A 22,992-nucleotide genomic window follows, 5' to 3' on the forward strand; every position below is an offset into this window, starting at 1 on the left:
TTTACTCCTTGTAAGTGGTTTGGGCGTTGGGCGATTCAGCTTTGGGCAAGCAATGCGGCGTGTTGAGAATTGTGGCGTTGTTTTTGTCATTGCGAGCGGTGCTTGTGTAAGCGTTATTTATGCTGTCATTGCGAGCAAGCGCGGTAGCGATTGCGCGGCAATCCATTTGCATTTTTTCAAAAGTGGATTCTAGGGGGTTTGTGTTTTGGGCGTTTTTCTTAGAATCCGCTTTTGCGGATTTGTGGATCGCCACGCCTTGCTGTCGCAAGTCTCGCGATGACAATAGGGGGTTGGTGTGGCACACGGCTCGCAATGACAGAAAAGGCGCATTGTGTGAAAAAGTGGATTCTAGGATTTGTGTCTTTGTTTGTGTGGATTGCCACGCCACTGCTGACGCAGTGTCTCGCAATGACAGCGTTTTAGATTCTAGTGCGATGGATTCTAAGATTGTGGAGCTAGAATCCACTTTTGAAAACGCCAAAAATGCAAGCGAGTCTGCAAAGGATTCTAGGGGTTGGGCGTTGTTTGTGATTTGTGCTTCAGTGTCGCTTTGGGATTCTAGGATTGTGGAGATAGAATCGTGGCTTTTTGTGCTTTTTGGTAGTGTAGAGCTGCTCGCGGTTGATTTACTAAAGAAACTGCGGCTGCGCCTTGTTTTGTGCTTTTGACTATCGGTATAGGATTCTAAGATTGTGGAGATAGAATCGGGGCTTTTCAAGCCGCGCAAGGAAGATAAGACTAGTGGTCTATCGACGAAGCGCGGCGATGAAATCCGCGATTCTAGCCCACAAGCTGAATCCCTTAAATATTTACCCCCCCCCCCCCGTTTGTCTGCGATATACCCCAAACACCTCCACAAACGCATTAAGATTATAGATCATAAACTTTTCCCACGCATTGCAGCAGCTCAAATCATCGCTTTTAAACACACTAGAATCCACTTGTATATCAAAGGCTTTTTGCTTATCCCACAGGGCAAAAGGCACGGGGAAGCCCTTTTTCTCCCTAGTGATGATAGAGCTAGGCAGGTAAGATTTGGCGATTTTCTTTAGCAAAAATTTGCTCTCACAATGCGTATCGCTAAAGCTTTTATAGTCTTTAATCGGTATTTGCACAGGGGCTTTTGTATGCAGCTTGTAAGAAAAGGGCAGATTATTGACAAAATCAATAAGACTAGAATCCAAAAACACAAACCCATCATTAAAGCCATAAAAGCGCAGGGCATTAGCCCCTCTTTCTATAAGCCCCCTTGTGTGCAGGGCTTGGATAAAGTAGAGCATATAATCGCGCAAATCTTTTGGCGCATTACTGCGAAATATTGGCGCGATCATAGCAGTATCATCGGCTATATATTTATCGTGGATTAGAGATCGCATAGTGGAGTATGAAAAGTAGCGATAATGCTCCAAAATATAGGCATAAAATTTCTGTGGCTCGCCCACATAGCTGGCATAGAGCATAAGATTATGCGAATACCCGCCAAAGACATCATCAGCCCCCTCGCCACACAGCACCACATCGCAACAGTCCTTGCGCGCTTGGGCTTGTGCGTAAGCTAGAGGCAGCTCATTGGGGTGCAAGGGCGCGGCTTTTTGCTTGATAAGTGCCTTTAGCCAAGAATCATCGCCAAAAAACTCTTTATACCCAAGCGTCTTTTCATAATGCTTGGTGGCAAATTTCTTTGCCACTTTTCTTGCGTATTTAAACTCATCATCGCCATAAAATCCTATGCTATATGTGTAGATTTCTCTGTGTGGATACAATGCCCTGCACATCGCTACAATTAGCGAGCTATCTAGCCCACCGCTTAAGGCTATACCTATCCTCCTAGTATTTGCTACCTTTTTTTCAATGGCTTGTAGCAGCAAAAATTCTGCTATCACTTTGGCTTGCTGCATATTTGTGTATCTGCCCTGCCCAAAGGATAAAGTGGATTCTAGTCCTCTATATTCATCGCTTCTTTTAAAGCCTGCAAACATCGTGTGATGCAAAATTGGATAACGGAAGCTTAAAAAGCTTGTAACACCCTCTGGGCTAAAATCATCAAACCCACTCTCGCACACAGCCCTTGAGAGATCGCTAAAGCTAGATTCTAGCCCCACTTTGTAAAACTCATTCTCCAAGCCAAAAAGCCTTCTATGCTCTAGGCGCATTAATCTTGTCTCCTTTGCTCCATTGTAATTGTGATGGTTGTGATAGTTGTGGCAATTGTGTCTGCTTGATTGCCTCTAGCTGCTCTTTGCTCATTTGCACTCCGGGCGTTACTTGCACACCCTCGCTGCCATAGCAGTAGTAGCACGCTGTGATAGGCTGATGATCTGTGATAAATCTCTGCAAGCTTTTGTAGGTAAAAATCGGCAAAGATTCCCCCCCCCCCCCCGTTTGTCTGCGTTTATCTGCGTTTGCTTCTTGTGCTTCTGGGTGGATAGTCTCAAAGCTTCTACTAGCTTGTGGGCGCACAAGCACCCCATCGCCCCCACCAAGCCTAAAGCCCTGCATAATATGCGCGATCGTCCCCCTAGAGCAGCGCGTGATAAAGCCATTTTCCATAGTCAAGCACTCTTTGGCAAAGGTGCAAGAGTCAAAGACTTTTTGCATAGCTTTTGGGGGGAGTCTTTTTGTGTCTTTATCGCCACATTTACTCCACAGCCCTGCCCCACGATAAGTATTGCGCAAAATCACTGCTATGCCCCTTGCTTGCAGGACTTCTTCTAGCTTGGTGGCGGTTTTGGCATTCACTTGCCCATAGTTAGAGATACGCACGATTACTTTGGGGCTTGCAAGAAGCTCTAGCATAGAGTCTTTGGGGATTATCGTGGCATTTGTAGCGATACAAATAGAGTGGATTCTAGGGCTTTGCACAGCAAATGCTAGGATCTCCCTAGCATCTGGGTGGTAGAAAAACTCTCCACCTTGAAACTGCAAATACGCAATCTGCGCTTCTTTGATAAGCTCTTGCATATCAGCGATAATCTCTTGCGCTGGGTAAAAGGGCAGAATCTTTGAGAGATACGGCGAGAAATTCGCGCAGTCTTGGCATTTTAGCGTGCAGTTTTGCCCCACGATTACGACAATATTGCTAATCACATTGACATATCTTTTCATCAATGCTTCTTTATAGGTGGATTCTGGTAGCTTGGCGATCGCCACTCTTCTTAGCTTATTACCTAGCCGTTTTGCTAAAGATTTTTTCATCACTGCTCCTTTGTTTGAGATTCATTGCGCAATTGCACTAAGACACTATTGAGTAGCGTAGAGCTTGTGCCTTGCGTATAGGGGAAATACACAATCCTAACGCCCCTTTTAGCAAACTCTGCTTCTATACTCTGCCATTTTGGCGTGGCAAACCAATCATCACCCACAAACATCACATCAAACTTCAAGCGATCGTGCATAGCAAGCTTATCCATACTATCTTGCGGGATCACCGCATCGACAAAGCGGATAGAGCGCACGATCTCCATTCTCTCGGTAAATGGGATCACAGAACGCTTGTTTTTATAGCTCACAAGCTCATCTGTGGTAACGCCCACAATGAGCTTATCGCACATTGATTTGGCATTGCGCAAGAGATTCAAATGCCCTATGTGAAATAAATCATACACGCCTGTGGTATAGCCTATTATCATCGTTTGATCCTTATGTATTGTGGTGGTAAGTCTGTGGGACATAAAGCACTCTCTAAGTGTTTAAAATCCTTATCTAATGCTTTTGCTTGGGGGCTAGTTTGGCTCATATCGCTAAGGATACTATCTCGTATAATGGCACTAGCCCCACCTTTGGGGAAGTAGAAATTCTGCTGCAAAATCCAATCGCGCGAGATGATCTTTGGCATAAAGGCTTGCTGTAAATTAGCACATAGATCGCGCAGGACTTGTAGTAATTCTTGCTTGCTTGTAGCGATAAACACGCCTTGTGCCACGCGCAACGCCCACGCGCAAATCTCTGCCATATCATCGCCTTGCGTATAAATCGTAGGCTTGCCGCTAAGAAAGGCATAAATAAGCATAGAGCTTGTATCGCTGATGATAATATCACTATCGCTAAAAGACTCCATAATGCTTGGGCGAGTATCCCAGAATCCATATTTTTCAACGCAATCTTTTATGCCCTGCCATTGCTGCTTGGATAGAAGATTGGATTCTACTAGGTGGTCATACATATTGGGGTGAGGGCGGAAATGCAGGCGGAAATGCCCTTGCTTGGCTGCTTCAATAAGCGGCTCAATATAGCGCGAAAAAGTCGAATGCGTATCTTGCGCCGCCCATCTAGGCACATACAGCACGCGCAGAGGCTTGGCGTGAGGCTTGTGGCTTGCTAGGGATATAAGGCGTTCAAAATACGCACTGCCAGAAAGCATTATGCGCAGCAAGCTTTTGGCTCCTTGCTTAGAGGCACTAAGCTTGGCGTGGAAAGGTGTGGGCGCAAAGTAATAATCATAGAAGCGCAGCAATCTATAATCATACGCGCTAATCTCATCAAAAGAAGAAAACATATACACACCATACTCGATATAGCACAGCTTAGAAACTTGGGCTATGCGTGGATTGCTCCAAGCTGCAGGGCGAAGCGAGTCATAAGGGCGCGTGGTGAAGCAGTAATGCGCAGCCAAATCTTGCGGCGTGATAGGGGCATTTAGCGCGGTATCAAAGCCTATGAGACAAAGGGGCTTAGAGTTTGTAGCAAGGGTGGATTCTAGCCATTGCGCAAGCTTGGCAGCGTGCAAAGACTTGGCACGCGCCAAACTAGAATCCAAATCACTAGAATCTAGAATATCTTGCACCAAGATAGCTTGAGTCTGCACTTTTTGCGCGAAGCTCTGTGTGGATAAGCTTGCATTAAGATCATAAAACGCGCTAGATTCTACCCTAGAAGGCATAGCAAGCACGATGACTTCAAAGACAGGATCGCCACTTAGGGCTAATGCTAGAGGCTCTAACGCTTCCCAGCTATTGCCCCAATCATTGTAGAAAAGCACGCGGATTTTTCGCGCTTGTGTGGCGTGGGGCGAGCTGGGCAAATGGGATAAATGGGATAAGCGCGGCAAGAATGCAAGAGGTGGGGCGACTTTACGCGCAAGATAGATCCGCTCAAACGCCCTATCCGCGCGATATTTATAGAGATATGTAGATAGGGATTTTCTTATAGGGGGGGGGCAGCACGCCTTGAGACAGGATTTCAGGGCTTTTTTAGCTTGTGTGCAGAGAGATTTCATAGCATTACCACTCAAATATTGTTTTAGCGCGTTTGATTGCAGTGTAGGGGATAAAGCCATTAGAATCTAAAGCACTTACACCATCTAAATCCCTAGAATCCATCTTTGCTACATCAAGCCAAACTCCACTATCGCTAACTTTCACCAGCACACCCACAATCTCCTGCTTATCAAGCAGTCTAATTTGCACCATCTCCCCACAAGAGAGCATAAAATGCCTAGGATTTTTCAGCACGCGCTCAATACCCGGCGAGCTTACTTCTAGCGTGTAAGCATCTTTAATCACATCTTTTACATCAAGAAATGGCGAGATAGATTGCGATACAAGCTCACAATCATCAAGACTCACCCCCCCATCTTTAATAATACTTATACGCAAAATCTGTGCTTCATTTTCTCTAAGCACGCTCACATCATAGAGTGTGCAGCCGCAAGACTCTACAATCTCCTCTAGCTCTGCCATTATAGAATCCACCCACATTATCACGCCTTTTTCTCTGCCTCATTCTCTTGGGCTATGCTTTGAAATATCCGCTCTAGGCTCTGCACCCTAGCCATACTCTCATCGACCACAAATTCTAGCTTCGGGCATTTATACCACCCGCTATTGCTTAGCACATACTCGCGTAAAATCCCACTTGCCTTGCGCAATGCCTTTAGCACCATAGCCCTATCTTCACTATCTGTATGGATAAAAACTTGGGCGTTATATTTACCCCTAGAGCAAATCACATCAGTAATGCTTACACTACTAATCCTACTATCTTCTAAGCTACTTAGTGCCTCTATTAAAAGCTCCTTTAGCAGACTTTGCGTGCGCTCTAAATGCACCGACATCATACACTCCTAGAATCCTTAGTTTTGTATTTTCATCGCTTGATTTTTGGGCTTGATTTGGAGCTAGATTGTTTGTGCCTTTTGCACTTCGATAAAAGACTCAAACACATCGCCCACTCTAACATCATTGTAATTTTCTAGCATAATCCCACATTCATAGCCCTTAGCGACTTCTTTGGCATCATCTTTAAACCGCTTTAAGCTTGCCACACTGCCTGTGTGGATCACCACGCCATCGCGGATTAGGCGGATTTTCACTCCGCGCAAAATCTTGCCATCTGTTACCATACACCCAGCGATTGTGCCGACTTTTGCAATGGTAAATATATCGCGCACTTCTGCTTGCCCTGTGTCTTCTTCTTGGATAAGTGGGGACATAAGCCCAGAGATTAGAGCCTTGACATCATCGATCACATCATAAATCACAGAATAAGTTTTGATCTCCACGCCAGATTCTTTAGCTTTAGTTTTGACAATCCCTGTGGGTCGCAGCCCAAAGCCTAGGATCATACTATTGGCACTAGCAGCAGCTAAAGCCACATCACTCTCGCTAATCCCCCCTACCCCAGAGCCTACAACACTTACTTTCACTTCATTATTGCTAAGTTTTTGCAAGCTCTGCGTGATTGCTTCAAGGCTACCTTGTGTATCGGCTTTGATGATAAGCGGGATATTTTTAAGCTGTCCTTGTGCGACCATTTCACTAAGCTCATCAAAAGAGACCTTCGTGGATTTGCTTAACTCTTTTTGCCGTAGATATGTAGCTAGCTTCTGGGCTTTCTCCCTTGCTTGACTATCACTCTCTACCACATAGAGCATACTCCCAGCACTTGGCACTTCAGATAGCCCAGCGATAGATGCTACACTTGAAGGTGTAAGCTCTTTAACCTCTCTGCCCATATCATCAACCATAGATCGCACGCGCCCATACGCCGTGCCAGCATAGATTGGATCACCTACTTTGAGCGTGCCTTGCTTGATGATGATAGTCGCCACAGGTCCCCTGCCCTTTTGCATACTGCCCTCTAGCACCACGCCTTGCGCGCTTGTCTTTGGGCAAGCCTTTAGCTCTAGCACTTCAGCGTGGAGCAAAATCGTCTCAAGCAGCACATCAATGCCATCTCCGCTTTTTGCCGAAATAGGGATAAACTCATACTCCCCACCCCAATCATTGGGGACAAAGCCAAGCTCCGCGCACTCGGATTTTAGCTTATCGGGATTGGCACTTTCTTTGTCCATTTTATTCATAGCGATGATGATTTGCACATTCGCCGCTTTGGCGTGGTTTAGAGCTTCAATCGTTTGCTGCTTGACACCATCATCTGCGGCAATCACAATGATAGCAATATCTGTAACCTGCGCCCCACGGCTACGCATTTCACTAAATGCTTCGTGCCCGGGCGTATCGATAAAGCTAATAAACTTGCCATTTTTCTCCACCATATATGCACCGATATGCTGTGTGATCCCCCCTGCCTCACCGCTAGCTACGCGAGATTCTCGAATCCTATCAAGCAAAGAGGTCTTGCCGTGATCGACATGCCCCATAATCGTTACCACAGGTGGTCGCTCTGCTAAGTCTTTTTCATCAAGCACTATTTCTTGCACTTCTTGCTCTTGGGCTTGGATAGAGATAGAGATTTGAAACTCTTCTGCAAGGATCTCTATGGCATCTTTATCTAAAAAGTCATTTTTGGTTACCATAAGTCCTAGCCCAAAAAGCACTTTAATCACCTCTGTAAGCGGTCTACCGGCAGATTCTGCGAACTCATACACGCGAATTTCTTCTGGGATTGTGATCGCACTTTGAGCTACCTTGCTTGTATCTACCTGCTGTCTTTGGGGCTTTTTACGCCGCGATCGGCTAATGGAGCGATGCTCATTTAGCCACGGATTTTTGCGCTGGATTTTTACACGATCTGTGATAGCTTGACGCTCTTGGTTTTCCTTATCTTCATCGACAATCTCACGCTCACTAAAATCAAAAAGCATAATTTCATCTTGCTCTTCATCATAATCGCTTCTATGCGTGCCAAAGTCTCTATCAAGCAGCTCGATTTTCTGCTCATTGCCCCTGTGTGCTACCGCGGCTTTTTTGGGAGGCTTTTTAGACTTCCTAGCTCTAATTGGCTCATCTATGTCTTGATCTTGCCCCATAAGCTCTTGGATAGAGGGGGCATAGGTCTGAGACTTCTTGCTTGATGTATCTTGGCTGGTGGCTGGGCTAGCGGTCTTTTTCACAATGCGGATACCAATGTTGCGCTGGGCAAGGGTAGAATCCTTTTTAAACTCTACTTCTTGCTTTGACTCTTGTGGGGCATTTTGCTCTGTGGTGGCTTGTGTAGGTGGGGATTTTTTAGATGATTTGATTTCTTTGACATCATTAGGCGTATCGGGAGATTCTTTGGGCTTGGGGCTTTTCTTGGCTGCTGGCTTATCTGTCTTGGTGGTTTTGGTAGCAGTCTTTGTAGTTTTGGTGGCTTTAGTGCTAGATTTTGCTGCTTTGGGCTTGGGTGGAGGGGGCATTTTATTGACACCTGTTGTAACAAACTCTGCAAGAATCTCTGCGGTTTTCACATCGACTGAGCTAGTCGTGTTTTTGACATCAAGCCCAAGCTCCTTAGCCTTCTCAAAGACTTCCTTAGGTGTCCTTGCAATATCTGCTGCAATATCTATAATCTTTACCTTATCACTCATACTTTGCCATCTCCTGGATTATTTGTAAGCTTTGGGGTGTATCTTTGATCGCACTAAATCGGCTAAGGGCTTTTAGCACTCGCTTTTCACATACCGCACAAGACCTACACACATAAAAACTCCTACCACACCTAGTCGCGTATGTAAAGCCGCTAGCCACAAGCCCATCGCGCACACAAAACCGAAGCAAAACACTCTGGGCTAAGCGAGAGCGACAGACCACGCACATACGAGTAGGCTTATAGCAAGATGTGCTAGACATACAACCTCTATTTGCATTTAGTGTGGCGCATTCTAGCTAATTTTTCTTAAAAATCCCATAGTGAAGTATGCTAACACAAATCAAGCTGTAAGCAAGGTGTAGGTGCGGCTTCTTTAAAAAGTGATCCACAAGCAAAAGTGGATTCTAGAGACAGGAGCGATCATCGCTCCTTGCGCAACTCTTTTGCCGATGGATAAACAAAAAATGTCTTGCGCTCTACTTGGATACTCTCATCATCAACCGCATAGGCGCGTATCTTGATATTTTGCAGCAAGTCCTTGTCCTCCAATGCAGAATCCAGCGGGTTTTGCGCCCTAATCGTTACGACAAGCTTGCGCTTATTGCCCTCTTTGACTACCACTGGCTCACGCGGCGAGATGATCTGCAAGCCATCATCGCCTAGAATTTCAAAAGTAAAGCTATGTGTCTTAGAGTCGGTATTTTGCACCAAAAATGTATAGTCATTATCCACTGCACCGCTCTTGCGTATGGAGTAGGCTTGGGTATTTCTATCGATATTTAGCAGCATACTCTCCTTGCCACTTCCTACAACGAGCAAGATAGAGAAAATGACCGCCAGCACCGCCACATAGCCGATCGTTTTTGCCCTCACATATCGCACCTTTGATTGCGAGCTTACCGCATTTGGCGAGCTCCATTGCACAAGCGAAGGGCGATTGTAATGCGCCATTACAGAGGTGCAGGCATCGACACATTCAAGGCAGTTGATACACTCTAGCTGCATACCTTTTCTAATGTCTATGTGCGTTGGGCATACTTTCACGCAAGCCACGCAGTTTGTGCATTCATTGGCAACATTTTGCTTCTTAGGTGCTAAGGGGTTTTTGCTCCCATCTGGCGCATACACAGCCCCACCGCGCTTGGGATCATAGATCGCCATAATCGTGTCATTATCATAAAGCACACTTTGCACGCGTGCATACGGACACACATAAACACAAAAATTCTCCGCCAAAAGCGTTACATCAAAGAGCAAAAATAGTGCGATCCCCAGCCAGAATCCTAGCAAGATTTTGTGATTTAGCGGATCACTCACATAGGCAAAAAAATCACTCGGTGGCACGAAAAACCACAAGAAATTCGCCGCTGCAAGCAGTGCTATCACAGCAAATATAGCCATAGCCAAAAGCTTCTTAAGCTTTGTGCTAAAGAGCGTGAAATCGGGCTTTTTTTGCTTGTTGTCAATGCGCTTGCGTAAGCCTAGTAGCTTTGTCTCAATCCCATCGCGATAAATCACACGGAACATCGTCTGCGGACAACCCCAGCCGCACCACACGCGCCCCCCTAATGTCGTCATAAAAAATATCCCCACAAAGAGCATTATCAATAAAAATGGCATTAGATACAGCTCTTGGACACTAAAGACAACTCCTAGTAAATGCAGCTCTTTATGATCAAATGAGAGCAAAAAGATTTGATTGCCATTGATTTGGATAAATGGCAATGACAAAGCGATGATCGCCACACAGACATAAATCGCATATCGCCTAAAACGATAGGGTAATCCACGCTTATGCGTAGGATTTTGCACAGAATCAGTAGTTTGCATTATCTCTCCTTGACAAAACTTCCCAAATCACGATAACCAAGGCTAATGTAGCCATAATGACAGCCAAACAGCCAAATAACAGCCGAGCGAGATATGGATAGCCTTGATTCCCAAAAATTATAATATCTTAATAAAAAAAGTCAATGTAAAATCCTAAAAATATACCAAAATGATAAAACAACCAAGCATTGCGATAGCGAGAATCTGCATTGATATGCTACAATCACGCCTTTACTTCACAAGTTTATCTGCAAGGACACACAATGCTACAAACAATCAATCTTTCAATGCGTTACGCGACAAAAAAGCTCTTTGAAAATGTCAATATCAAGCTAGATTCTGGCAAACGCTACGGGCTTATCGGGGCAAATGGTGCGGGGAAATCGACATTTCTTAAAATCCTAAGCGGAGAGTATGAGGCAAGCAGCGGCGAAGTGGTGATAGAAAAGGGCTTAAAAATGGGCGTTTTAGGGCAGGATCAATATGCTTACGAGGAGCTAAGTCTAAAAGATGCGGTGCTACTAGGCAATAAGCGATTATATGATGCTATAAAACGCAAGGAATATCTCTATGAAAATGGCGATTTAAGCGATGATAAGGTCAATGCCGAGCTAGGTGAGCTAGAGATGATTTGTGCTGAAGAAGACCCGATGTATGAATGCGAAGTGGTGATTGAAAAAATACTAGAAGATTTGGGCTTTGAATCTAGTAGTCATAATGAATTGATGAAAACCCTAACCGGTGGCGATAAGTTTAAGATTTTGCTCGCACAAGTGCTATTCCCAAAGCCTGATATTTTGCTCCTAGATGAGCCGACAAACAACCTTGACTTGCACTCTATCGCGTGGCTTGAAGATAATCTCAAACGCCATCAAGGCACACTTGTAGTCATTAGCCACGATAGACATTTTTTAAACAGCGTCTGCACGCATATTTTAGATATGGATTTTGGCTCTGTGCGGGAGTTTAGCGGGAATTATGATGATTGGTATATTGTCTCAACGCTTATTGCCAAGCAGCAAGAAATGGAGCGAAACAAAAAGCTTAAAGAAAAAGAGGAGCTAGAATCCTTTATCGCGCGTTTTTCTGCTAATGCGAGTAAAGCCCGTCAAGCCACAAGCCGCCAAAAGCAGCTTGAAAAGCTTAATATTGAATCTCTAGCCGTTAGCTCTAGGCGAGATCCTAGCATTGTGTTTAAGCCCAATCGCCCCATTGGCAACGAAGCCCTAGAGTGTGAGAATATCTCAAAAAGCTATGGAGATTTATGTGTGCTAAACAATGTGAGTTTGAAAATTTTGCCCGGGGATAAAATCGCTATCATCGGTGCAAATGGCGTGGGTAAAAGCACTTTGTGTAAGATTCTGGTAGAAGAGTTAAAAGCGGATTCTGGGCTAGTCAAGTGGGGGGCGACCACGCAAAGGGGCTACTTCCCACAAAATGTAAGCGAAGAGATAAGCGGAGAAGAGAGCCTGTATGAATGGCTAAGGGGCTTTGATAAGAAAAAAGAGAGTGGCGAGATACGCAATGCCCTAGGGCGAATGCTCTTTAGCGGTGAAGAGCAAGAAAAGCCCATAAACGCCCTAAGCGGTGGAGAAAAGCACAGAATGGTGCTAAGTAAGCTTATGCTAGAAGGGGGGAATTTCTTGGTGCTTGATGAGCCTACAAACCACCTTGATTTAGAATCTATTATCGCGCTAGGGGAGGCGTTGTATAAATTTAGCGGAAATGTGATTTGTGTCAGCCACGATAGAGAGCTCATTGATGCTTATGCAAATAGAATCATTGAGCTAAAAGCGGATTCTAGCGGTGGTGGAGCAGAAATCATAGACTTCCGCGGCAGTTATGAGGAATATTTAGAGTCTAAGACTTTTTAGCCTTGAGTGATTCAGTCTTGGGCGAGCAATGCGATTGATTTTGCAAATTTTGGGCGGTCATTACCGCCTAGGTAACTCCCACCCAAAACCAGCGACAGCGGTGCAAGGCGTAAGCCTTGCAGGTTTCTTTAGAAAATTTGCAAAAAGCACCCACAGCCCCACCGCAATTCTTAGAATCATTTGGCTCAAAAATTAGCTTTATTTTTGGAGTCCAGCTTGCTTCCTAGAATCCACTTTTTGAAAAAGTGGATTCTAGCTCCAAATCTTTAGCATTGCTATTTCCTAGAATGCACTTTCACGCAAGATATGGTATCATCGGCACTTTCACAAGCCCAAAATTTAGGAAAAATATGACTACTCTACACAATATACACTCAAACAAAATAATCACAAGTAGCTTACTAGCAATAATTCTTATAGGGGGGGGGCTTATATATTATCGCCCAAGCGTGTCTTTCAATCTTGATGATGCGCTGATTTTTTTCAATATCATAGAATCTAAGCCCATTTATTGGGGGGTCGATCACTTTGACAAAGGTAGATTCTACCCACTAGCCTTTATGGATCTCAATCTCTTAATGTATTTATTTCCCACAAGCGATATTCTTGCAGCCCCTAGAATCTACTTTTTCGCAAATGTTATGCTATTTACCCTGCTTGCTTGCGTGATGTTTTACCTGCTTCTACAAATCGTGCCGCTCTCATATAGTATGCTAGCGTTGCTTATATGCTTTATTAACCTTGGCTTTGTGATTGTGTTTATGGGGGTTTGCTTTCCAGAGAGAGTGCAAGTCGTGTGGCTTAGTGGGTATATTTTGGGGCTATTTTTCCTAGCTCACGAGCAAAAGCGTGTGGCATTGTGGGTGGTGGTATGTATCGTGTGTGGTGGGGCGAGTATGTTTTACAAAGAGCCAGATTGTGTGTTTATCTGTGGGAGTTTGGCTCTGCTTCTTGGGCTTAGATATTTCTACGGATATACAAGCGGTGCGCCAAAAGATCGCGCCGATATGCCTATTATCATCGTGGGGCTTGTGCTATTGCTTGTGGCGTGTGTATTTATGGGATTATACCTGTGGCTTGTGGTGCCACATATCCAAAAATCCTATGCTAACTTTGGGCTAAAAGATATGCAAGTAGCAAAAGATATGATAAATGCCCTGCTTTATCACCCGTTTTTGTTTCTCTTTGCCCCAGCGGTGCTGATCGTGCGTATCTACAAAGTATCCCAAGCCATAAAAAGTGATGACAAAACAGCTCTAAAATCTCGCTATGCCTTTTATGACTCCTTGCTTATCGCTGCCCTAGCCTATGGGGCTAGCTATTTTGTGCTGATGATTTTCACGCCTTATTACTTTTTCCCTTGCTATGTTATGGCGTGTTTGCCTGTGGCATTTTATACAAAACTTTACTATAAGCATTTGCGCAAGCTCTTTGTAGTAGTGTGCCTAATACACGCTCTAATCAATATCCCAAGCGCGCTCTCGCACTACACAAGCATTAAGATTCTGCCACCACATTATCTGCAAGCCGCACAATTTCTAGCAAACTACACGCACACAAATCCTAACACCAAAATCTTTATGCTAGGACAGAATCAAGATCCGCTTGGCAAAGTGTTTTACGGATATTTAGGGTGGTTTGTGCGATATTTTGGCGGCAGAGATTTTGACCTAGCGACCAATCTACCGCCCACTACCACGCCTCATATCGACCCCTCTTCTCCATACAGCATCTTTAACTCCCCTACTCTCCAAACACCAAAAAGTGGCGACCTACTCTATTTAGACTCCTACACGCAAGCCCACATCACGCCGCAATATCTCGCCAAACTTCGCGCAGATTATGAGGAAATATTTGCTTCTAGCTATGCTGGATTCTATGATATTAGCCCAAAAACTCTTGCCAAATATGCCCTAATCACCCACGCACCACAATATGCCAAACATCTAGCAAACAATATCTTTCACGCACCACTTGGAGTATATATCTACCGCGTGCGCTAGAAAAACCCAAACACAATATGGATCCCGTGTGTCATCTCTGCCATAGCAAGGGGATTATTGACGGGATAGAAGCTAGCGCGATAGAGCAAGTCTGCATTCACAGGGAAAAACTTAAATAAAGCAACCCCCACTTCAATATACCCACCAAACACACTAGAATCCAGCCGATGAGCAGCAAGCATACCGCCCCCTAGAGCAAAAGAAAATAGCCCGGCATTAGGCTTATTCCAAGAATGCACATAGAGCATAGCCCCCAAAGAATGCGTAGAGACCGCTGTCTTAGCATAGAGATATTTCGCACGCACACCTATATCTAAATCATTGAGAAACACATAATTCTTCCCCGCGCTAGCACCGATATTTATCCCCATAGCACCGCCATTTGGCGTGTTGAAATCAATGCTTGAGCCTATGTGAAAGCTCGCAAGCTGCCACCAATTACCAAAATAATCATTCCGTGCTTGTGTTTGGGGATCTAGCCCATAGAGCTTCACCCCACACAAACACGCAAAAACCACCACTCTAAAAGCTCTCATACCAAACCCCTTAGCTAAATGCGCACATTATAGCCTATATCTCTATATCAATGCCAGATTCTAGCCCTAGGAAGCTTGCTACCTATGCGCTTAGCCTTTGCTATAAACTCTAGCGGCGTGCGCGTGCGCTTCGCCACTCGCAAAAGTCTGTGTTTATGGCGCGGAGCTATGGCAAAGAGCAGCTCATACTCCTCTCCACTTTTATATGCTGGTATGCGCGATTTTGTGAGAGAGCTAAAGCGCAAGTGATTTAGCGCACTAAGCGTGTGCAGCTCTCTTAAAACCCCATCAGATACATCAAGCCCCACCCTAGCAAAAGGCGCGATAGCCGCGATAAATTGATCACGCAAACAAGGTGCGATAAACCGCGCAAACCGCCTAGAATGCGAGATCTTACCACCTCTAAGTAGCCACAAAAGCGCATAAAGACTCTGCCCAACCCTCCCTGTGCAATACACCAAATCCCCAGCTTTTAGCCCCTTGCGCCCTAAAATCTTGCCATTTGGCACGCCAAGCATCGTGATATGAAAGGCTAGATTCTCTCCTTTCATCGTATCTCCACCAATAAGCTTGACATTATAGCTCCTAGCGACATTGGCTAGGGCTAGGGCGATTTGGGTGATTTCTTTAGCTTGCAAATGTGGTAGCGTAACGGACAAAAGCGCGTATTTTGGCAGAGCATTCATCGCAAACATATCAGAAATATTGATAAGCATAGCCTTAGTAGCGATCTCTTCTAAGCTCAACCACTCGCGCTTAAAGTGTATATGCTCACAGAATCCATCAGCAGCAACAAAAAGCTCTTTATGTTTGCCTAGCACTCTAGCAAAACTACTGCTAGAAATTCCTTGTAAATGCCTATATTTTGGGCTTTTGATTCTAGGGGTAAAAAAGTGGATTCTAGGGCTTATACGGCTTACATCTTGCAGCAGCACAGCATCATCTCCCACCCCAAGCAATACTCCAGATTTATGTAAAGCAGAGATGAAAAGCCTCTCACAATCCATAGCGCGCGATCCTTTGCCCAAAGCGCACTGTCTGCTCTAGCGATGATTCTAGACTAATATCTTGCATAATAAGCACGATTGTAGAGCCCATTTGAAAATGCCCAAGCTCATCGCCCTTTTTCACTGATATGGGTGTATCATACACATAAATATCTCTAGCATTTGGCTTGGCATTAGTATCAATCCTAGAATCAAAGTGAAATATCATCTTGCCTACATTAAGCGCACCCACAGCCACGAAGTAGATTCTAGTGTTGTGCGGGGTGTTTGCCACAAGCACGACCCGCTCATTACGCACAAATAAATTGCTATTTTTGCGCAACGATGGGAAATTCACAGGCAAAAGCTCTCCGCCAAAATATCTAGCCTCCACGATCTCCATACCACAAGGCGCGTGATAGCGGTGATAATCGCGTGGGGAGAGATAGAGATTGACATAGCTAAAGCCATCTACCTCACCTTTTGGCGTGCCAAGAAACTCATCTACAGGATAGGACATTCCTTTAATCTGCAGGGCAAGATTCTCACAAACTATGCCTTGCTCTGTGATAAGGCTATCGCTTGGAGAGATGATAGACTCACTACTAGAATCCACTTCTCTCGCACGCTCTAGCTTTCTTGTAAAAAGTGCATTAAGCGTAGGATAGAAATCAACCGGAGCAAAATCACTCAAATCAATGCGGAAAATCCGCACATATACACGATTAACAATACGCTGAAACCACTTAGGAAACGCGCACGAAGCAAACTTACCAAAAAGCCTAGAGAGAGAGTTTGTATCCATACTTATCCTTTGCTAGATTCTAGATTAACGCTTATAAAAAGGCGATGATGGTTTTGATGGTTTTGGCTTAAGTGTATAGGTAGGATTTGGATTGATCTGTAAATCCTGCTTTAAGATACGATAATTATCGCAGCCTTGCTGCAATCCCGCATTGCAAGTATAGGCATAAAGATCAAGCGCGTAGCGTGTGTTTTGCGTAACACCAAGCCCCTTTTGGTATAGCACACCTAGATTATTACAGCTCTTCACATCAGCAGAATCACACGCCATTTTGAAGTATTTTGCCGCATAGGCATAGCTTAGTGGCACGCCCTCAAGCCCATTAGCATACATATATCCAAGATTAGCGCAGCCTTTAATATCCCCAGCATTGCAGGCGACATAGTTTAGATCCGCTTTAGAAAGTGCATTTTTGTTTTTGCCATAAATATTTTTGGTATTACTCATAAGCCCTAGGTTATAGCAGCCTAGATTGCTACCGCCATTACACGCGAGCTTATAATAACGAATCGCTTTGAAAAAATCTTTAGCGACCCCATCGCCATTGGCATACATAAAGCCCAAATTATTACAAGCAATCGCATCGCCACCTTGACAAGCAGTTATATAAAATTGCACTGCTAATTCTTTATCATCTTTGCTTGCATTGGTTTTTTCATTATAGAGCATAGCAAGATTGGTGCAAGAAGTAGGATCACCAGCAGAGCAACCCATCTCATAATATCTCTGTGCTTTTTGGAGATTGACATCAACACCCTTGCCTGTGGCATACATTGTCCCAAGTCCAAAGCAGCCAGATGGATTTCCGCCATCACAAGATTTCTTAAACAGCGCAAAAGCCGTTGCTACATCATTTTTCTTCATCGCATCCATTGCGGCTTTTAGCTGGGCGGTTGGAATATCTGGTGAAGTAAGCCTATCACTTAGGGGATATTGATGAGGCAAAAGATCGGCGTCTTTTGGTGTGAAATTGGTATTAAAGCTTGGGTCGCTTGGATCTAGTGGGATATTTTCATTGTTTAGGGCATTATCAGCGAGATTTGGATTCTGTGAGGGTGGGGGGAGATTGCTATCGTTGTATTGCGCACCATCTTGGGCTATGGCATCTCTATCAAGTCCGTAGGTAAATCGCCCTTCTTCATCGGCTGCATATAGTGCCGATAATGAGAAAAACACGCAGCCAAGCACCATAAACGCGCAACCTTTATATGCGTTAATAACACTAGTGAAACTCCATTTTTTTTCTACAATCCTTGTCATACTACACTCCATAAATCACTTTACTTCACAAAAACCTAGATATGCTAAAGCAAAAGACATTCCCAAAACAACAATACAGACAGCAAACAAAAATGAACCAACATAAAAAAATCAATAAACAAAAAAGGATAAGAAGAATCTAGTAAGTGGTGTCCTCGGCGGGATTCGAACCCACGACCTTACGATTAGGAATCGTACGCTCTATCCTGCTGAGCTACGGGGACAAACCCCATAGAATGGGGTAGTGAAAGTTATTTTTTCGCTACAAGATCTTTTAGGCTTTTGCCTGGTTTAAATTTTGGCACATATTTATCTTTTGTGCTATAAGTTTTATTGGTTCCTGGAACTTTACCAGACTTACCTTTTTGCATAACAGCTTCAAATTTACCAAAGCCGACAAGCTCAACACTTTTTTTCTTACTCAACGCTTTCTCTACTGCTGCGATAAACGCATTTACAGCGATTTCTGCATCTTTTTTGCTTGGAAGTTTTCCTGCATCTTTTACAAGATCGACAAATTCTGCTTTATTCATTGTGTCTCCTTAAGGTTGAAATATAAAGCGGATTTATTGTAGCTACTTTATGCCTTAAAATCAAGTATCCTGCGCTATTTTCATCATTTATGGCAACAAAATGTCAAAAGTGGATTCTAGGGGGATGGTGGATTCTAGGACTTTGGGACTAGAATCCACTTGTGCGATTTGAGCATTGGCGGTGTTTTTTAAAAAGTGGATTCTAGGAAATATGCTTTGTTTTTGTGGATTGCCACGCAAGGCTCGCAATGATGATAATAAAGGTGTTTTTCACACAAAACCTATTTACTTCAAAGTCGGTTTTACTGCAAAAGCCCATTTTACTTCAACACGATTCTAGGGATTGCGGTAGGGCTTTTGGAGTTTTTTGGGGATTTCTAAAGAAACTTCGCTTCGCTTGTTTTCAAGCCGCGCAAGGAGATAAGGCTCGAGTGTCTATCGCGTGAGCTAGGCGAAGAAATCCGCGATTCTAGCCCAAAAGACAATGCATAGCCGCATTGCCCGCCCAAGACTGAATCACTAGAGAAGTCGCCCACCACAAAGAAACTACAAATCTAATAGCCTTAAAACCTGCTGCTTATAGCACTCCAAATCCTTTTGCGAAGTAGCCTCAAAGCGCGTTACCAGCACAGGCGTGGTATTGCTCGCGCGCACCAAAGCCCAGCCATTGTCAAATATCACACGCACGCCATCAATAGTGATGATCTCTTGGATATGTGGAAAGTCTGCGGGTGGATTCTCCAAAGCTTTCTGCAATGCCGCAATTTGTCCAAACTTTTTCTCTTCTGTGGTGGCAATTTTTTCTTCATCAGTAGAGTAGAGCTTAGGTAGCGCATTGATGAATGATTCCATTTGCGCTGGAGTCATCTCAAGGAACAGCTCCAATGCCCGAAGAGCCGCATATAAGGCATCATCATAGCCAAAATACCTATCATTAAAAAATATATGCCCGCTCATTTCAGCCGCTAGGTGGGCATCTAGCTCCTTAAGCTTTGTCTTTAGATTGCTATGCCCAGTTTTATACATCACAGCCTTGCCTATGCGGTTTATCTCATCATACATCACTTGCGAGCATTTCACCTCGCCTATCACAACAGGGCTAGCAATATGCTTTGCCATATCTTTGGCAAACAAAATCGCCATTTCATCGCCTTTATAGTTGTGATTCTCACTCATCAATGCCACCCTATCAGCATCGCCATCAAAGGCTATGCCTATGGGGATTTGGCGTGATTTCATCGCAGCTTTTATATCGCGGAGATTTTTTTCTTCACTTGGATCTGGATGATGATTGGGGAATGTGCCATCTGGGACTTCAAATAAACTAATATGCTTGATATTTAGAGCTTTTAGCACCGGCTCCAAGCCAATTGCACCCACACCATTACCATAGTCAAACACCACTTCATAGGGAAAATCTTTAAGCCTACTAAAATGCTTGATAAAAAACGCTTGATACTGCCCTAGCATATCCACTTCTACGGCGGCTTTACTAGCTGGGACATAAGCGACATTACTACTAGCAATCTCCCTGCCTAGCTGCTGGATCTGCTCCCCATAGAAAGGCTTTTGAGAGATTGTGATTTTAAAGCCATTGTATTGCGGTGGGTTATGACTACCTGTAATCATTATTGAGCTTTTTAGATTCTGGTTTTGAAATGTCGCGAAATACGCCACAGGCGTGGGGATCATACCCATAAACACCACTTCTACCCCACTTAGCAAGATCCCATCTTTTAGCCACTCATACAAAATGGGCGAATGCGTGCGTGCATCATAGCCTATGGCGATACTTGTCTCACCAGCTTGTAGCACCCTTTTGCCAAGCCCAAAGCCAATGGCAAATACACTCTCTTTTGTGAGATTTTCTTCATAAATCCCACGAATGTCATACTCTCGAAATATACTCATATCCATACTACTCTCCTTTGTTGCTTATGTGCTTGTGATTATAAAAATATGTAGCAAACCAATAGCTACATTTAATTGCCTGAAGCATTAGAATCCACTTTAGCAGAATCTACCTGTATCGGCGGCTCCTTGCTTGATGATTTGGCTCGCTCTTGTAGTAGCTCTTTTGCCTGTGTGCAGAGTGTTTTCCACTCGTTTTGGTCCGCACTTTTAGCGCATTTGTCAAAATATTTCAACGCAGATGGCGCGTTATTTAACACATCATACAAGCTAGCGATACGATAGAGCAGCTGTGTAGAATCCACTTCCGTAAGCTTGGTGGATTCTAGCGGTAGCAAGAGTGCTAAGGCTTGATCATATCGCTTCAATTCTCGCAAGACATTAGCAAGTGCAAACTCTGCATAAGGGCTAAATTCATCGGTTTTAAATGCTTTTTGCAGCTCGATGATTTTGCTTGCATATACTTCTATGCTTGTCGGGTCTTTTTCATCGATTGCATAGCCCAAAAGTGTCGCATATACAGGGATTATGCGCTCATCTCTAGCAAAATGCTCCTGCAAAAATGGCAGAAGTTTTTTGGCTTCGTTTTTGGATTCTAGGGCTTGTAAAATCGCAAAAAGCGTGAAGGCAATATCATAATGACTCTTTTGGATTTTGGCGAGATTTAGCGCATCGCGCGCTGCAAGAGAGGCTTCTTTATATGCACCAAGCTTGTAGAGATTACTAGCGATGCGATAGAGCCAGAGCAAGCGCGTGCCTTGATCTTTGCTTGCTTCTGCCATACCGCTAGCAATCTGCTTGGCGATAGTATTTAGCCCTGCCTCATCGGCGCAATCAAACGCTACAAGCTTTTGAGCAGAGTCTAGATTATAAACAGAAGTTTGCATAATGTAGCCAATAGCCTCTTTGCAATTTTTTTGCGCGATGGCATCTTTAAGCAGTGCATCTAAAGCTTGCTGGCGATATGGGCTAGAATCTTCATCTTTATAGAGTGCGAAAACTTCTTGATATTTATGCTTTTGTAGCAGGATTTGGGCTGTAAGTTCCTTAGCCTTTGTGGCTTCTTGTGTGTTGGGGTATTTGCTGATGAGATACGCATAATGCTTAAGCTTCTCCTCATCGCCACCATCTATGGCAAACAAAATCGCATCATCTCTATCTTGCACGACTTTGGCTCTCTCTGGGTGGTCCTCGCCAAAGACTTGGATATATTGCTGATTTGCCTGATGGGCTTGCTCAAAATCTTGTGCCTGCTGATAATAATCCCCTAGCACAAACATCTTCTCTTCTTTGAAGTATATATCATCGCTATTGTCAGCTAAGTATTGTGTGAGAGTGGCAATCATTGGATAATCCTTGGCTTCAAGCAATGCGCTAGATAGCTCTTTGGTAATCTCGTCATTATCTAAGAAAAACTTTGGATAATTGGCTAGCACTTTATTGACGAGCTCTGTTGCATTTATGGAGTTTTGCTGCTCTAGCTCAAATATCGCCCACTCTATGGCAATCTCACTTGCACTTGGTATGTCTTTGGCATCGATATACGCTCTTTGGAAATAGATCCGCGCTTGCGTAGGGGCGTGAGTCTTGACAAGATTGGCAAGCTGCATTTGTGCCAATGGTGTAAATTTGGATTCTGGATATTCGCTACTAATGCGTTTGTAGTAATGCTCCGCTTCTGTTGGGATATTATCCTTTCTATATGCAGCGGCAAGGATATATAAAATCTCTGGCACATCTGGATCAGCAGCAAATATCCGCACCCATTCTAAAGCGGATTCTATCAAGACATCTTGCTCTTCAAGATCAAGCTTAGAGCTTGCGATAATGCGATCATAAGTGAGATCGCGGCGGAAGACAGAGTTTGGATTTTGCTGTAAGGCTTCATTGATCTCTGTGATTGCACCGATATAGTCTTTGCGCTCCATAGCAGTTTTGACCCGAGAGTAGATTTCAAAATCCTTATTTTTTGTCGCTTTTAGGGGTTTGTTGTCAGTATTTAGCTCGGGGATTGTTGGAGTCTGCTCGCCTAGAATTTTCACAGGGAAATGCAAGCCTTGCTTAAAATTCTCGTGAGAGAGAAAGGGTATAGTCTTTTTATACCCCACAATCTGCCATAGATGTGCGGTGGTGCTTGGATACTTATCGATACTAAAATCCTGCTTTGGGCTTTTAGGAATAGCAAAGAGCTTTTGCTGGTGTTTAGGATAAATATAGAGCCAAAAATCCCCATCTATCATCTTATAGGACACACGAAAAAAGCTATTTTCTAGCCCGGGGAATCCACGATCGGGTATGCGTGAAATCTTACACTCAATCGACACTGCCTTGCCATACGCATCTAGCACCTCACCACAAGTGAAAGCAGAGTCATTGCGCAAGGTCAGCACAGAAAAGTCCTCCCCTGCCTCCTTGCCAAAGGTTGTAGAAATCTCTAACGCACTTATCTGGATAGCACAAGCACACAGCAATAATCCCAAACGAGAGAAAAATAGCTTCACCA

Annotated in this window: 22 protein-coding genes and 1 tRNA gene; 4 read left to right on the forward strand and 19 right to left on the reverse strand. The window is 44.1% G+C overall.

Going from position 1 to position 22,992, the window contains the following annotated elements; genetic code table 11:
• Position 1: 1 nt before the first annotated feature.
• The 10 genes from DX060_RS07900 to ccoG form a co-directional block, all read right to left on the reverse strand.
• A complete protein-coding gene (locus tag DX060_RS07900) occupies positions 2 to 847 on the reverse strand; it encodes a hypothetical protein (protein WP_147278801.1) in 846 nt (281 codons plus the stop codon).
• Entirely contained in the window at positions 810 to 2,153 is a 1,344-nt protein-coding gene (locus DX060_RS07905; protein ID WP_115011945.1) for an asparagine synthase-related protein, read from the reverse strand. Before DX060_RS07905 ends, DX060_RS07900 begins: the two co-directional genes overlap by 38 nt.
• On the reverse strand, positions 2,137 to 3,195 hold the full coding sequence (locus DX060_RS07910) for a radical SAM family protein (protein WP_115011946.1): 1,059 nt from the start codon (positions 3,193 to 3,195) through the stop codon (positions 2,137 to 2,139). The genes DX060_RS07905 and DX060_RS07910 overlap by 17 nt, the downstream gene beginning before the upstream one ends.
• Positions 3,195 to 3,629, reverse strand: coding sequence for an FAD synthase family protein (locus tag DX060_RS07915; RefSeq protein WP_115011947.1), 435 nt, complete (start codon positions 3,627 to 3,629; stop codon positions 3,195 to 3,197). The genes DX060_RS07910 and DX060_RS07915 overlap by 1 nt, the downstream gene beginning before the upstream one ends.
• Complete coding sequence (locus DX060_RS07920) at positions 3,626 to 5,215, reverse strand: hypothetical protein (RefSeq protein ID WP_115011948.1); 1,590 nt, start codon at positions 5,213 to 5,215, stop codon at positions 3,626 to 3,628. Before DX060_RS07920 ends, DX060_RS07915 begins: the two co-directional genes overlap by 4 nt.
• Positions 5,216 to 5,219: 4 nt before the next feature.
• Positions 5,220 to 5,696, reverse strand: coding sequence for a ribosome maturation factor RimP (locus tag DX060_RS07925; protein ID WP_115011949.1), 477 nt, complete (start codon positions 5,694 to 5,696; stop codon positions 5,220 to 5,222).
• A 2-nt stretch (positions 5,697 to 5,698) separates the two neighbouring features.
• Positions 5,699 to 6,052: a 30S ribosome-binding factor RbfA gene (gene rbfA, locus DX060_RS07930; RefSeq protein ID WP_408938845.1), complete on the reverse strand. Its 354-nt coding sequence runs from the start codon at positions 6,050 to 6,052 to the stop codon at positions 5,699 to 5,701.
• Between the two features lie 63 nt (positions 6,053 to 6,115).
• Positions 6,116 to 8,749: a translation initiation factor IF-2 gene (gene infB / locus DX060_RS07935; protein ID WP_115011951.1), complete on the reverse strand. Its 2,634-nt coding sequence runs from the start codon at positions 8,747 to 8,749 to the stop codon at positions 6,116 to 6,118.
• A complete protein-coding gene (locus DX060_RS07940; protein ID WP_115011952.1) occupies positions 8,742 to 9,011 on the reverse strand; it encodes a DUF448 domain-containing protein in 270 nt (89 codons plus the stop codon). The genes infB and DX060_RS07940 overlap by 8 nt, the downstream gene beginning before the upstream one ends.
• 160 nt (positions 9,012 to 9,171) lie before the next feature.
• The gene (ccoG, locus tag DX060_RS07945; RefSeq protein ID WP_115011953.1) at positions 9,172 to 10,581 is read right to left on the reverse strand and encodes a cytochrome c oxidase accessory protein CcoG; all 1,410 of its coding nucleotides are present in this window, start codon (positions 10,579 to 10,581) and stop codon (positions 9,172 to 9,174) included.
• A gap of 263 nt (positions 10,582 to 10,844) precedes the next feature.
• On the opposite strand from ccoG, the gene DX060_RS07950 reads away from it, so the two are divergent.
• The 3 genes from DX060_RS07950 (at position 10,845) to DX060_RS07955 (ending at position 14,458) form a co-directional block, all read left to right on the forward strand.
• Positions 10,845 to 12,455 (forward strand): ABC-F family ATP-binding cassette domain-containing protein, encoded by a 1,611-nt coding sequence (locus tag DX060_RS07950; RefSeq protein WP_115011954.1) that lies wholly within the window; start codon positions 10,845 to 10,847, stop codon positions 12,453 to 12,455.
• A gap of 28 nt (positions 12,456 to 12,483) precedes the next feature.
• Positions 12,484 to 12,651, forward strand: a complete 168-nt coding sequence (locus DX060_RS11465; protein WP_181814247.1) for a hypothetical protein — start codon at positions 12,484 to 12,486, stop codon at positions 12,649 to 12,651.
• A 154-nt stretch (positions 12,652 to 12,805) separates the two neighbouring features.
• Positions 12,806 to 14,458: a hypothetical protein gene (locus DX060_RS07955; protein WP_115011955.1), complete on the forward strand. Its 1,653-nt coding sequence runs from the start codon at positions 12,806 to 12,808 to the stop codon at positions 14,456 to 14,458.
• Here the strand turns inward: DX060_RS07955 and DX060_RS07960 are convergent.
• The 7 genes from DX060_RS07960 to DX060_RS11470 all read right to left on the reverse strand — a co-directional run bounded on the left by DX060_RS07960 (position 14,455) and on the right by DX060_RS11470 (position 18,827).
• Positions 14,455 to 14,994 (reverse strand): hypothetical protein, encoded by a 540-nt coding sequence (locus DX060_RS07960; RefSeq protein ID WP_115011956.1) that lies wholly within the window; start codon positions 14,992 to 14,994, stop codon positions 14,455 to 14,457. The two genes, DX060_RS07955 and DX060_RS07960, sit on opposite strands and share 4 nt — an antisense overlap.
• A 47-nt stretch (positions 14,995 to 15,041) precedes the next feature.
• Complete coding sequence (locus DX060_RS07965; protein WP_115011957.1) at positions 15,042 to 16,001, reverse strand: thiamine-phosphate kinase; 960 nt, start codon at positions 15,999 to 16,001, stop codon at positions 15,042 to 15,044.
• Positions 15,991 to 16,785 (reverse strand): phosphatidylserine decarboxylase, encoded by a 795-nt coding sequence (locus DX060_RS07970; protein ID WP_115011958.1) that lies wholly within the window; start codon positions 16,783 to 16,785, stop codon positions 15,991 to 15,993. The genes DX060_RS07965 and DX060_RS07970 overlap by 11 nt, the downstream gene beginning before the upstream one ends.
• A 24-nt stretch (positions 16,786 to 16,809) precedes the next feature.
• On the reverse strand, positions 16,810 to 18,045 hold the full coding sequence (locus DX060_RS07975; protein WP_309473188.1) for a tetratricopeptide repeat protein: 1,236 nt from the start codon (positions 18,043 to 18,045) through the stop codon (positions 16,810 to 16,812).
• 147 nt (positions 18,046 to 18,192) lie between these two features.
• Positions 18,193 to 18,269 (reverse strand) — tRNA-Arg (locus DX060_RS07980).
• Between the two features lie 27 nt (positions 18,270 to 18,296).
• Positions 18,297 to 18,578 (reverse strand): HU family DNA-binding protein, encoded by a 282-nt coding sequence (locus tag DX060_RS07985; RefSeq protein ID WP_115011959.1) that lies wholly within the window; start codon positions 18,576 to 18,578, stop codon positions 18,297 to 18,299.
• An 87-nt stretch (positions 18,579 to 18,665) separates the two neighbouring features.
• A complete protein-coding gene (locus DX060_RS11470) occupies positions 18,666 to 18,827 on the reverse strand; it encodes a hypothetical protein (protein WP_181814248.1) in 162 nt (53 codons plus the stop codon).
• Between DX060_RS11470 and DX060_RS07990 the strand changes: the two genes are divergently transcribed.
• Positions 18,827 to 19,024, forward strand: a complete 198-nt coding sequence (locus DX060_RS07990; protein ID WP_115011960.1) for a hypothetical protein — start codon at positions 18,827 to 18,829, stop codon at positions 19,022 to 19,024. The genes DX060_RS11470 and DX060_RS07990 overlap by 1 nt on opposite strands.
• 100 nt (positions 19,025 to 19,124) lie before the next feature.
• On the opposite strand, the gene DX060_RS07995 is transcribed toward DX060_RS07990, so the two are convergent.
• Both DX060_RS07995 and DX060_RS08000 read right to left on the reverse strand, forming a co-directional pair.
• The gene (locus DX060_RS07995) at positions 19,125 to 20,495 is read right to left on the reverse strand and encodes a phosphomannomutase/phosphoglucomutase (RefSeq protein WP_408938837.1); all 1,371 of its coding nucleotides are present in this window, start codon (positions 20,493 to 20,495) and stop codon (positions 19,125 to 19,127) included.
• A 65-nt stretch (positions 20,496 to 20,560) separates the two neighbouring features.
• Entirely contained in the window at positions 20,561 to 22,990 is a 2,430-nt protein-coding gene (locus DX060_RS08000) for a DUF7494 domain-containing protein (RefSeq protein WP_147278802.1), read from the reverse strand.
• Positions 22,991 to 22,992 lie beyond the last annotated feature (2 nt).

Source organism: Helicobacter canis (assembly GCF_900451095.1).
GTDB lineage: Bacteria > Campylobacterota > Campylobacteria > Campylobacterales > Helicobacteraceae > Helicobacter_B > Helicobacter_B zhangjianzhongii.